Raw genomic sequence first — 12264 nt, forward strand, 5'->3', positions numbered from 1 at the left:
AGATAGCTCCTTAAAAAAGTGGGATTGACCGAAAAAAGCTCTAAAAAGCGCTCTTTGTCGATCTCTGCAATCATTGTCGGCTGCTTTGCGGTGATCGTCATAGGATCATGGGGGCTTTTGAAAAGAGCAGATTGCCACCCAAAATTTCGTCGCCGTAAAATTCCGCTATGGTCATCCGGTTGCCCGCCTCGTCAATGCGTTCAACGCTCACATGCCCGGATAATTAAAAGAGGGCTTTTCTCCATCAAGCCCATATCCTAGGCTACGGTTCAAAAAGAACCCTAAGCAATGCAAAAATAGCCGTCAGCTGACGGCTATTTATCCCAGGTTTTTAACGGTTCCCGGGGCACAAGCACCGGTTGACCAATCTGCAGGGGACCTGATAAGTCGTTTAACTTTGCCAGTTGACCGGCGTAGGCCTCCGTTTTATAAAACTTTTGGGAAATGATCGCAAAGTTATCCCCCTTTTGAATTTGATAGGGCAAAAGCTCATTGCCTATGTTTTTTGGTTCAGGGGTCGCTACCCTGTTTTCAGGAGGAGATGTGTTTTTTGATGGCAATAATTTTTGTTCCTCAATTTGTTTCTTTAAGCTAATATTCTCTTGTTCCAGACGATTAACTTCTGCTGTCTGCTTAAAAAGAAACCAACACATACAAAGATAAATTACAAACAAAAGTCCACCCGCTACTAACTTCCAATCCACGTGGGGGTTTGTTTTAACACGCAGTTCCCTTTCCAGTTGACCCACTGTTTTACCTTCAATGGACCGATTACGAATCGTTCTCAATCCCTTCCCTAGACTTTGCTAATAATTGACGATAAAATGACCCTGTCTTGCTGTGTAGACAGGGTCATTCATGTTCTTAGGCAAACTTGCTAGGATCTTCTAAGAAATAAACTACATAAGCCTTCTCAGGGTCTTGCCTTATTTCTTCCATAATGGAAGGACCCACAGATACTTCACCAATTAGGTTGATATCGGAATGAATGTCAAAATCTTCGTCCTCTTGGGGCTTTAAAACCTCTACCCCCGGGCTGGGGTCTTTGGTTTGAATATTCAAGGCTAGATATTTTTGCTTCGCTTCTTCAGGATTTTCTGCAAAAATAATTCTTGTATTCGTTGGATGCTGCACGGAAAATACCTCCATTACTATTATAATTAGGGTTCCTTCATTAAGTATGGTTATATTTTACTACCGTCCTAATTATTAGTGTACACTTATAAACCCAAACATTCAATAATATCTTTACCAAAACTATATTCTAACTAAATATTTTTAGTATATCCACACATTTTAACCGAAATTCTAAATTATCTTTTTCAAACACTTTAAGTCCTTGGGCAGTATCGTTCTTCTCCAGTGTCTGCACACTATCTACAAAACAAAGGGGGGGAAATAACACACACCACCAATTTTGTCCTTTTCCTTCTCCAATTACAACCCTTACCGCATGATAATCGCCGGCTGGTAAGGTTAAATTACCATAACTTTTGGTAGGAAAATAAAAATGTCCCATGACAACCTCTACTGGGTACTCTTCCCCCTCCCGGCGAATCTGTTCCTGAGCAATTCTTTGGATCTCAGCCATGTTTGTTGCTACTATTTTTTCAGCCTCTTGTCGGCTATTGACGCCACTAAATCTTTTTTTCATTTCTTCTACGACCACATCTCTAACATGTAGTTTGAGTGTCTGATCTGCAAAACTATCGCTATTGGCTATCACATGAAATCGAATCAATTCACCGGCAAACTCATGTTGAACATAGGTCCGGTAAGACCAAAATGAAATAATCAGCATCACCACAAAGGCTAAGGTGATATAAACTAATTTATTGAATCTACTCAACAACCATACACCCCACATACACTAATTAACTATCTAAGAGTATGTGAGTTTTCTGTAAATTTTATACATATAAAATACCACCGCCTTAACCGTGGTATAGTAACAGTCTTCCATGCCGAACGACACTGGCAGGAGATGAAAACTTTGTGTCATCCTTCGCTACCGTTCAGGATGACATGGCTGAAGGCAAAAAAGCCCAAGGCCCACGGCTCATGGCCATGGCCATTTTTCAGGACAATTAATCAATGCTGGTGATTGTTGCAGGAACCCTCTAGCTCAATGTAATCTTCAAATTGATCTCTCAGGAACAAATCGACCAAGGGACGCTGGCTGCCGGACACATTCCATTGTACCAACATCCCCGCCTCATCGTTTCTTATTATTTTACCCCTTGTCTCCGGTGCAATATCACCCAGTTTTACCTTGGCCTTTACCCATACTTCCCCTCGGCTATTATGCACCGCCAACATTTGGCGCGCCATTTCTAATGTGTGCATTAGACCGTTCATGGTTTCCTCAACCTTGTTCTGGGATAGCATTTCAATGCCCTCGGTACATAGTCTAATGACAGTTTCTAATTTTACCTTCGGAGTTTCTCTTTCCATTTCAAACCTCCTGGCATTTTAATAATGTGGTGGCTTATTTTTAATGGGACATTTTTGACAGTAACAGTTATCGCATTCTTCCTGACAGGAAGTATTACACTTGCACTCTATATCCTCATAAATACACTTCAATTTGGTTCCTTCCCCCCAACCGTCCACTTGACATCCTTGATCTCTTAGAGATGTATTTTTATGATAGCATTCATGCCAGGTAATAGTCGTTTACCATGGTAATCATCTATACTTATTTTTACAGGAACCCGTTGCGTTACCTTCGTAAAAGTATTGCCGGAATTTGTTTGTGGCAGTAAGGAAAAAACAGAATTTGCTGCATTACCTATGGAAATGACTTTACCCTCAAAACGAACGCCGGGAAAGGAATCAATGGTGTATTCTACAACCTGACCAATTTTTATTTTATTTAGTTCATTTTCTTCGATATTGGCTGTTATGTATAGATCATCAAGGTCTGTCATGAGAGCCATGGCAGAACCGGGTGTTGCCATTTCACCAACGTGGGCAATCTTTTTTAGAATTGTCCCAGTGATAGGTGCTTTAATTACAGTTAAATCAAGGTTGGCACCGGGCTGCAGGGTAACATCGGATAGGCGGCCAATAAACCCACCCTGTTCCAACTCTTGGTTTTCCTCAATGGGAAATTCGATAATCTGTCCAGATAACTGCGGACTGACCTTAATAATATTGCCATCTACCCTCGCATCTTCAGTGGACACATAATGGGCATTCTGATACCAGTAATAATAAGAAACCGCTGCCAAGCATACGACCATAGCTGCTAGAACTAGATATATCTTTTTCTTTTTCATGGCTACCTCCGTATCTTATTCGATTGGGCTCGCTATTTATTCAGTACAATCTCGGCAAACATACCGGGTTTCAAAACATTATCGGAGTTATCCAATTGTATTTTTACAGGATAAGCCTTTGTTTGGGGATCAGTTGCCAAGGCAATGTTGTTTATTTTGCCCGAAAATGTTTTCCCCGGAATCGCCGGAACCTTTACCTCAACCGCTTGATCATTTTTTAACTGATTAATTTGGTTTTCGCCCACCGATGCTTTGATCACCACTTGGCTTAGATTGACCAAGGACAATACGGCAGTTTGGGTACCCGCCATTTCGCCCGGGTTAATATTTTTTGCAGTGATAACTCCTGCAAAGGGAGCTTTGATAAACATATCATCGTAGGCGATTTGTTTTCTTTTTAAAGAAGCCTGGGCAGTTTTCAGACCAACTTCAGCCTTTTTGTAGGGACCCTCATATAGATTATCATAATCCGCTTGGGAAATGGCCTGGGAGGCCATCAATTCTTTGCCCCTTTGATATGTCTTTAGGGCTAAATCTGCATCAACCTGGGCCTTTTCAACAAGTGTAACTGCCTCTTCAAATTCTGCGGCCTTGTCTTCCGCCGAAAGGCTAACAAGCAGTTGACCGGCTTTGACTGTGCTGCCAATATCAACATGGACAGCAGCAACTTTGCCAGCTACCTTACTGACCAAATTAGCTGACTGTATCGCTTCAATTTTGCCACTCAAGACAGGTGTGCTTTGTTTTTCTTGTTCCGTATTCTGCTTCGTGGCGGCAGTTTTTTGCGTTTCTCCATTAGGTATCGGCACATCCCCTGAGTTGGCACATCCTGTCTGAAACACCAGCACCATGAATAATAGGGCAGTGACTATATGTTTTTTTGTCAACGAATAAACCTCCATTCGATAATCCTATAGGCCGTGCAAATTAAATTCGCCACCTATAGCCAGCTTCCTTCAGACTAAAATAATTTTTCCTATATATATAAATAAACTTACAGGCAACGTCAAAATTGGTACGAACCGGGCGGTCACAAGTTTACCGATTTCGCTCCGTCCATCAACGGGCCAGGCACCTCGCTTGCCTAAGTTAATGGCTAACAGCTAACGGCTATTTTTCGTGACAAAAAGCTTGCAATAATTATTTAGTTTTGTTATTTTTGTTACAAAGCTAACGCTAACTAGCTAGGAGGAGATGACCTTTGACCACACTAAACTACGCCAGCCCCTTTGAAAGATTAATTGCTAGAATTATTGATAAGGTTGTCATAACAGCGCCAATATATTTGTGGTTTGGCACCCAAGACAATCAAAGAATGATAGAAGCCATTGGTGGTGGTGTTCTTCTGGTTATCATTATCATCCTGAATCTGCTTTGGGATGGCCAAACAGTGGGTAAGAAGGCTATGAAGATTAAAATCGGATCAAACAAAGGAGAAAAATTACATTTTGGACATTACCTGCTAAGGGAATTTTCTTTTACCCTATTTCCTGTCTACCTAATAACCAACACATTTGTGCAAACTACCTGGTTATTTTGGATGCTGACCACAATGGTTTTAGTATTAATGTATGGCCGAGGCATTCATGACTTTTTAGCCCAAACTGTCGTCGTTAAGGCCCAGGTAAACAGTGACATTAATCAAAGCTAAAACCCCCTTGCGGGGGTTTTTACATGTATACATCAATAATTAAGCCGGCAATTCGGTCCACCTCGGCCACGGCGTCGATATTATCCTTCTCTTCACCCAGCAGCTTTACAGTAAGTTCTTCCACTTCCCTATTTATTATTTCTACCCGGGTGTAGAAAGTGCTGTAATTGATACTGCGGTCATGACGCAACTTATGGTAATTTTTCAGTACAAAGGTAAGGTAGTCCTTAATACTATCCTTATATTGTCTGACATTTTCTTCAGTGACGGCAGATTTTAAATTATCCCCTGCTACGCTGACTTTATCCAACAGTTCTTGAAGCTGCTTATGGGCATAGTCTTTTTCTTCATTCTCCAGCACCTTAGAAAATACTTGTTTGGCCTTAGATGTCTCTAAGGAACCAGTTGCAGTTCTGCTTTTGTCATTTTGTTTATTGCTAGATATTGCTGATATTTTCACATTTTACCCCCATAAAAAGATAATTGCCCATAATTTCGTTATTAGCAAACCTTTTTCCTTTTTAGCGTAGAAAACATTTTAGAAAATGTATTGTCCCTACCAAAATTAAAGGAAATAATAGTACCAATTAATAAAACATTGGGGCAAAGGATAGTAGTGACAAAAATAACTATTGTATCTTTAGATTTTTTCTGTTAAATTATTAAAAACGCTAACAAAGGAGGGTGACAAATGGCCGAGGTTGTTACAGTTAACACAAGGGAGGATATATTTCCCCAGTATTTAAACACGCCGATTGGTGATTTAATTGAATATCACAACTTTAACAAGCACTTTTTTAATTCAGACAAAAAATATGATCATGCAGAGATTTTAATAGGTATGTGTATGGATAACCGTAAGCGCCTTAATATCCCAGAGAGATTTGCCTACGTAATCCGCACCGGGGCGGGAAATCTACGCACTTCGGAATTTAAAGTATCCTATGCCATTGGTGTCGGTGGTGTAAGAGCCATTGCATTAATCGCCCATAATAACTGTGGCATGGCTAACTTAAAAGCCAAAGAGCAGAAATTTATTGATGGTCTCGTTGAAGTAGGCTGGGATAGAAAAGCCGCAGAAGATCATTTTAATCATTTTGCTCCCATGTATGAAATTTGCAACGAATTAGATTTCGTTCTAGCTGAGGCCAATAGACTCCGCCAAAGATATCCCAAAGTTATCGTTGCACCCATGATGTATCAACTGGAAGACAATCGACTTTATTTATTAAAAGATGACCAACAGGTTTCCCAATCGATTCATCAATCTGCTTAATCTGAACAGGGTAAAATTACCCTGTTCTTTATTTTTTTAACAGCCAGCCAAAGAATTAATCCCCCATAAAAAAGGAATTATAAAACAGGATTCTAAAACTATCTGGGGAGGTAACAAAATGGCTCAAAAACTTAAAGATATGATGACTCAAAATATTGCTACTGTCAGCCCGCAACAATCGATTCAGGAAGCAAGCCAACTTATGAGTCAGCATAATGTAGGCTCCATTCCCGTGGTGGAAAATGGTCGCTGTGTGGGTATTGTGACAGACCGTGACATTGCCCTACGGGCTGTATCCCAGGGACAAAGCCCTTCTTCCACCACTGTGCAAAGTGTTATGACTGCTGAGGTTGTAACTGGCAGTCCAGAAATGGATGTTCACGAAGCTGCCAACCTAATGGCCCAGCGTCAGATACGCCGTCTTCCTGTGGTGGATAATGGTTCAGTAACTGGCATTGTTGCCTTAGGAGACCTGGCTACCCAGAATATTTACCAAAATGAGGCTGGACAAGCCTTGTCCCAGATTTCCGAACCTGCATCTTCCACTTCTATGTAAAGTATAAGAAGTAAAGTAAAAGAAGTGTCGCAAAACTATTTTTCAATAGTAGCGGCACTTCTTTTATTCAATTTCACAAATCCATCATTCCCATTTAGTTACTCCCGAACAAAATATTATATTTACTTTATTTCTATTGGTCAAGATGAAATTTTTGGTATTGTATATTTTTACTGGAGTATTTTTATAGTAAAGTGTTATAATTTATATTGTTTAACATTTACTAAAATCGCAAAGGAATGGATAATTTGAGTTTATTAAAAAAAGTCGCTGTACACTCCATCTCCCGTAAGAGCTTTGGCAAAGCCTTTGATATTGCCTTACGCAGTCGTTTCAGCAAGGTTTTAATCAAGCCTTATATAAAATTATATAAAGTAAACCGCTCAGAGATAAGGCCCCCCAAAGAATACAAAAGTCTTACCGATTTTTTTTCCAGAGATATTTGCCCTTCCCTACGCCCCATTGCACCCGGTCAGAATGTAGTGGCAAGTCCAGTGGATGGAAAAATTGCTGACCTGGGTTATGCCAAGGAAAATAAAATTATTCTGGCGAAAAATAATTCCTATTCCATTCCCGAGTTATTATCCGGCCAGGATTTAGAGGAATTTAGGAACGGGTTTTATCTAAACATTTACCTAAGCCCCAGAAACTACCATCGCATTCATATGCCTTACCCTGCCAAAGTCATTCAACACAAGTATATTCCAGGGAAGGTTTTTCCAGTTAACAACCTGGGTATCACAACCATTAAAGATCTATTTGCTAAAAATAGACGAACCTACACCCTATTTCAGACCCCCCACGGTCATAAGTTTACCCTCATCAAAGTAGGGGCCTTGGGTGTGGGAAAGATTGTTTCCAACTTCACCCTTGGTCAGGAAATTCAAAAGGGTATGGAAATTGGCCGTTTTGAGTTTGGGTCTACCATCATTATGATTTTCCAAAGGGGTTCTTTCATACCGGGTAAAAATTTATTGGCCAACATGGAGATCAAAATGGGTCAACCGCTTGGGTCAATCTTGCAATATGAATAACCGATTAATTTTAGTCACAAACCGCTGATGGCAAAGATAATTTTAAATACAAAAAGAAAGACGAGGGCAATTTACCCCGTCTTTCTTTTTGTATTAGATCGAATCATTCAGTTCTTGTTCAGCTTGGATAATCTGGTCTTTGGTCATACCCATTTTAACTAGCCTTAGTGTTAACGCCTCGGCCCAGAGCTGGCTTTTATCGTGAATCTTTTTGTATTTTTTAGTCAAGTTCTTGTATCTCTTGCCACGATCCTCACTGTTTGACATAAGAATTGTGAGGATAAAGCGTCCCTTGATGGTCTCTTCCTTGTCCAAGTTGAGATAATCACTATTTAAGAAATCAAGGACATCTTTATAATAAGCTTCAAATTCTTCATAGGGTATTTCGGTATCCATATTAAGATACCCTTTCATTTTTTCAAAAAAATTTTCCATATCGATAACCCCTTCTAAAATACAATTACAGACTAGGCTGCATCTTTTCTATTTTAATATAAAGTTTCTCCCTTGACTACCTTAATCTCTTTCTATTTTTCAATATAACCATAAATCATTTAAAATAAAAGGAACCGTCCGGCGGTTCCTTTTATTTTCTATCATTACGTTAAAAGTTCTCCGCCCACTTTACAAGAGGCAATTCAAATATCTGGGCGATATGCGTATCCTTTGGTCTGATTCTCACTGTATAGCCCGAGGTTCCCTTCTTCAGTTCCAGCTTAGCCTCGTATAGGTAGGTATTTTCACGAACTACCTGTTTAATTTGCATGGGTATCAACCGGGTAGCTTCCAAACCATGGTCACTTACCTTGCCATATACCAATTCGACAATTAGATCCTCTGGTCTGATTGATCCCAGGTGTACTTCGGCCTTAACATCGATTTCATTTCCTGCCAACCATACCTGTGGTTGATCAATCTGAATCGAGTTAAAGGAAAGCTGATGCCAATTATGGGTCAAGTTATTTTTAAACTGCTGCACCTGATCAGCCAATTGGCATTGATCCGCTTCAAAGGCCATTCCCCTTAGAGCCGCCTTTAGATAAAATTCTTGCGTATATTCTTTGACCATGCGTTCTGTACTAAATTGCCAAGGAATGGTGGCCAAGCAATCCTTCATGCGCCGCACCCACTCTCGCGGCAGACCATCCACTCTGCGGTAATAATAAGGCACCATGATCTGTTCTAACAAATCAAACAGCGAGCCGGCATCTTCTCGGTCCTGTTCATCATTATTATGGTAATCCCTATCGGTCCCCACAGCAAAGCCATTTTCACCATTGTAGGCCTCCGGCCACCAACCGTCCAGCACACTGCAGTTAATAACACCATTGACAGCAGCTTTTTGACCGCTGGTTCCACTTGCTTCATGGGGCCTGCGGGGAGTGTTTAACCATACATCCACTCCTTGCAGCAAATGACGGGATACATTAATGTCATAGTCTTCTACAAAGACGATCTTCCCTCTGAATTGTTCTTCATAAGAAAAATCATTAATCATTTTAATTAATTCTTGACCTGGTCCATCGGCTGGATGCGCTTTGCCGGCAAAAATAAGCTGAACGGGCCGTTCCGGGTTATTAAGCAATCTAGCCAATCTTTCTTTATCCCTAAACAGTAGGTAAGCCCTTTTATAGGTGGCAAATCGTCTGGCAAAGCCGATGGTTAAAATGTCTTTGCTTAAATAACCGGCGCATTCACGAATTAGTTCCAGTGGTTGAAAGTTTCGTTCCATACGACGGAAGATATTATTTTGCACAAATTTAATCATTTTGCCCTTAAGAACTTGGTGAATAGACCATAACTCCTGGTCCGGAATATCATAGACCCTTTGCCACTGGTCTGGCCCGGATATATTCTGGGTCCAGTCCGGGCTAATATATTTTTCAAATAGCTCTCTAATCTCTGGTGCCACCCAGGTCTCTGTATGAACACCGTTTGTCACTGATTGAATGGGAATCTCCTCTAAGGGGATACCAGGATAAAGATGAGCAAACATCCTTTTACTTACTTCGCCGTGTAGTTTGCTTACTCCATTGGTAAAGGCGGCATGATGCAGTGCTAACAAGGTCATATTAAAACCATGGCGATTGGAGTCCCAACCTAAACCCATAAAACCTTCTCGATCTAGTTTCAATTCTTCATAAAGATAACCTAAGTAACGGTCAATCATATCCGCATCAAAAACATCATGCCCTGCCGGCACCGGTGTATGGGTGGTAAATATGGTGCTGGCCCGAACTGCCTCCTTGGCACTGGCAAAGGGAACATGATTCTGAATTAGCTCCCGGATGCGTTCTATTATTATAAAGGCCGCATGCCCTTCATTAATATGCCATGCTGTTGGGGCAACACCCAACTTACGCAAGGCCTTAACCCCGCCAATGCCTAAAATAATCTCCTGGCAAATACGGGTATCCTGGCCGCCGCCATACAATTTGGAGGTCAAAAGTCTATCTTCTCGACTATTTTGAGTTAGGTCTGTATCTAAAAAGTATAATACAACCCGCCCCACTTGAAGTTGCCATACCTTGACAAAAACATCCCGGCCCGGCAGACGCACCGTGATAATGACATCCCCACCTTCTGGCTGGACAGCCGGTGTAACAGCCATTTCATTAAAATCCATAAAGGAGTAATGGGCCTCCTGCCAGCCCTCCCGATTAATGCGCTGGCAAAAATAACCTTGTTTATAAAGAATTCCTACCCCCACAAAGGGAAGTCCTAGGTCACTGGCAGATTTACTATGATCACCTGCCAACAAACCTAATCCCCCACTATAAACCGGGTTGGATTCGTGAATGCCAAATTCTGCTGAAAAATAAGCGACCAGTTGGTTATTTAGTTCGGGGTAGGTTTTTCTATACCAGGTATCCCCCTGCATATAGTTATCAAAATCTTTCATTACCCTTTGATACAGGTCGCAATAGACTGCATCCCCTACCGCCTTATTTAAGCACTTTGTATCCACATTAAGCAAAAATTTAACCGGGTTGTGATTAACCTTTTCCCATAGGATTGGATCCAATTTACTGTAAAGTTGCTCAGCCAGTGGATGCCAGCTAAACCATGAATTACGGGCTAACTCAGCCAACCGGTTAATGTTCTCAGGCAATTCCGGAATTACTGACACGGTTCTAAAGGAATACATTCTACCCCTCCTCGAAAAATATAGAATACACGTATAATTCTATGACGTTGCCTGAAAGTTTAACACATTTGGTTTATTTTAACAGTAAAAAATAAAAAAAAATGGGCCCTTTGCCCATTTTTTAAATATTAGGCTGGTTCCCTTTCCCTTTCTTTGGACAATACGGACAGAACAGCACCAGCCAAAACGATTATCCCGCCTAATAATTGTAACCATGTCATACGTTCACCAAACAAAATGGCAGAAAACAGAATGGTAACCAAGGGTTCCACCATACTAAGTATCGCTGCCCGGGTAGAGCCAATTAATTTCAAACCATGAAAAAGGGTAAATATCGCTAAAACTGTGCAAACAAGGGACACTCCTATGGTGGCGAACCAGGCCTTGGCAGTAAGCTGAAAAGTTAAACTGCCACTGGATATGCCAATGACAGCAAGGGATATCGAGGCAAATAGGCAAATAAAGGCACTGGTCTCCAGGGGTGAGGCATTTTTCAAAACCCTATTGCCAAATAGAAAATAACCAGAGTATGAAAGACCGGCACCCAAGGCCAGAAGCACACCAAACACATTGATGTTGCCAAAGGAAGTTCCCAGAACCATTGCCAGCCCCAGTAAGGATATGCTAATCGAACCCACCGTTTGCTTCGTTAGTTTTTCTTTTTCTACCAAGGAAGATCCGATTGCTACAAATATAGGATACGTATAAAAAATTAATACAGCCAGGGAGACCTGTATATATTTTACTGAAGAAAAATACAAGGTTGATTGTACTGTATAAAAGCCGCCCCCCAACAGCACGAGGTGTTTAATATTTTTAGGTATCGAAATCTTTTTATTTTTCCACTTTAGGTAGGTAAAAAAACATACACTAGCTAAAATAAAACGAAATAAAAGCAATGCTGTTACACTGGCCCCGCCCGCATAGGCATAGAGGGCAAAAATAGGAATAAAGGCAAAACTAAAGGCCGATAGGACTATAAGAAAAACACCCTGATAAAAGGGACTCACAATGTTCACCTGCTTTTTAAATTTACTGAAGCTCCCAACAAGTCATCCCAAACGCATAATTCATATTTATTGTCACATATTAGTCATAACAACTACAAGGAGGTCAAATTATGCCACTGAATAATTCCAGTGATACCGAGAAGAAAAAGGAAAACCCAACAACCCCTTGCTTTGTCTATGAACCAACTGGGTCTGCAACTTGTATTAATTTAGACGGAAAAACAGAATATGGTCATTACAATTTGACCGATAATAATCTATCTGGTGGCACCGGAGATAATCCCCTAGCTGAATAGGAGATTATCTCC

At 40.8% G+C, this 12264-nt stretch carries 15 protein-coding genes; 5 read left to right on the top strand and 10 right to left on the bottom strand.

The annotated features are described in order from the left end of the window. Positions 1 to 314: 314 nt before the first annotated feature. The 6 genes from AC1U9Z_RS05450 to AC1U9Z_RS05475 all read right to left on the bottom strand — a co-directional run bounded on the left by AC1U9Z_RS05450 (position 315) and on the right by AC1U9Z_RS05475 (position 4168). A complete protein-coding gene (locus AC1U9Z_RS05450; protein ID WP_479956156.1) occupies positions 315 to 788 on the bottom strand; it encodes a LysM peptidoglycan-binding domain-containing protein in 474 nt (157 codons plus the stop codon). Positions 789 to 864: 76 nt separating this feature from the next. Then, entirely contained in the window at positions 865 to 1134 is a 270-nt protein-coding gene (locus AC1U9Z_RS05455) for a hypothetical protein (protein ID WP_333529061.1), read from the bottom strand. 130 nt (positions 1135 to 1264) lie between these two features. Next, positions 1265 to 1801, bottom strand: a complete 537-nt coding sequence (gene spoIIR, locus AC1U9Z_RS05460) for a stage II sporulation protein R (RefSeq protein ID WP_479956221.1) — start codon at positions 1799 to 1801, stop codon at positions 1265 to 1267. A gap of 290 nt (positions 1802 to 2091) precedes the next feature. Beyond that, on the bottom strand, positions 2092 to 2454 hold the full coding sequence (locus tag AC1U9Z_RS05465) for a hypothetical protein (RefSeq protein ID WP_333529059.1): 363 nt from the start codon (positions 2452 to 2454) through the stop codon (positions 2092 to 2094). 176 nt (positions 2455 to 2630) lie between these two features. Beyond that, positions 2631 to 3281 carry an HlyD family secretion protein gene (locus AC1U9Z_RS05470; RefSeq protein ID WP_333529058.1) on the bottom strand — a complete coding sequence of 217 codons (651 nt, stop codon included), beginning with the start codon at positions 3279 to 3281 and terminating at the stop codon, positions 2631 to 2633. A gap of 32 nt (positions 3282 to 3313) precedes the next feature. Beyond that, entirely contained in the window at positions 3314 to 4168 is an 855-nt protein-coding gene (locus AC1U9Z_RS05475) for an efflux RND transporter periplasmic adaptor subunit (protein ID WP_479956158.1), read from the bottom strand. A gap of 314 nt (positions 4169 to 4482) precedes the next feature. Between AC1U9Z_RS05475 and AC1U9Z_RS05480 the strand changes: the two genes are divergently transcribed. Beyond that, positions 4483 to 4932, top strand: a complete 450-nt coding sequence (locus tag AC1U9Z_RS05480; protein WP_479956160.1) for an RDD family protein — start codon at positions 4483 to 4485, stop codon at positions 4930 to 4932. A gap of 19 nt (positions 4933 to 4951) precedes the next feature. On the opposite strand, the gene AC1U9Z_RS05485 is transcribed toward AC1U9Z_RS05480, so the two are convergent. Beyond that, positions 4952 to 5392 (bottom strand): YaaR family protein, encoded by a 441-nt coding sequence (locus AC1U9Z_RS05485; protein WP_479956162.1) that lies wholly within the window; start codon positions 5390 to 5392, stop codon positions 4952 to 4954. A gap of 231 nt (positions 5393 to 5623) precedes the next feature. Between AC1U9Z_RS05485 and AC1U9Z_RS05490 the strand changes: the two genes are divergently transcribed. From AC1U9Z_RS05490 to asd, 3 genes are all read left to right on the top strand, one after another. Next, positions 5624 to 6208, top strand: coding sequence for a carbonic anhydrase (locus AC1U9Z_RS05490; protein WP_479956164.1), 585 nt, complete (start codon positions 5624 to 5626; stop codon positions 6206 to 6208). 118 nt (positions 6209 to 6326) lie between these two features. Next, a complete protein-coding gene (locus tag AC1U9Z_RS05495; RefSeq protein ID WP_333529053.1) occupies positions 6327 to 6764 on the top strand; it encodes a CBS domain-containing protein in 438 nt (145 codons plus the stop codon). A 248-nt stretch (positions 6765 to 7012) separates the two neighbouring features. Further along, a complete protein-coding gene (asd, locus tag AC1U9Z_RS05500) occupies positions 7013 to 7798 on the top strand; it encodes an archaetidylserine decarboxylase (protein ID WP_479956166.1) in 786 nt (261 codons plus the stop codon). A gap of 93 nt (positions 7799 to 7891) precedes the next feature. On the opposite strand, the gene AC1U9Z_RS05505 is transcribed toward asd, so the two are convergent. The 3 genes from AC1U9Z_RS05505 to AC1U9Z_RS05515 all read right to left on the bottom strand — a co-directional run bounded on the left by AC1U9Z_RS05505 (position 7892) and on the right by AC1U9Z_RS05515 (position 11956). Next, positions 7892 to 8233 (bottom strand): hypothetical protein, encoded by a 342-nt coding sequence (locus tag AC1U9Z_RS05505; RefSeq protein ID WP_479956168.1) that lies wholly within the window; start codon positions 8231 to 8233, stop codon positions 7892 to 7894. Positions 8234 to 8402: 169 nt separating this feature from the next. Next, the gene (gene glgP / locus AC1U9Z_RS05510) at positions 8403 to 10946 is read right to left on the bottom strand and encodes an alpha-glucan family phosphorylase (protein WP_479956170.1); all 2544 of its coding nucleotides are present in this window, start codon (positions 10944 to 10946) and stop codon (positions 8403 to 8405) included. 128 nt (positions 10947 to 11074) lie between these two features. After that, positions 11075 to 11956, bottom strand: a complete 882-nt coding sequence (locus AC1U9Z_RS05515) for a DMT family transporter (protein WP_479956172.1) — start codon at positions 11954 to 11956, stop codon at positions 11075 to 11077. Positions 11957 to 12066: 110 nt separating this feature from the next. Between AC1U9Z_RS05515 and AC1U9Z_RS05520 the strand changes: the two genes are divergently transcribed. After that, complete coding sequence (locus AC1U9Z_RS05520) at positions 12067 to 12252, top strand: LAS seventeen-binding protein 3 (protein WP_479956174.1); 186 nt, start codon at positions 12067 to 12069, stop codon at positions 12250 to 12252. The last annotated feature ends 12 nt before the right edge of the window (positions 12253 to 12264 follow it).

This window comes from Desulfotomaculum sp., assembly GCF_982386235.1.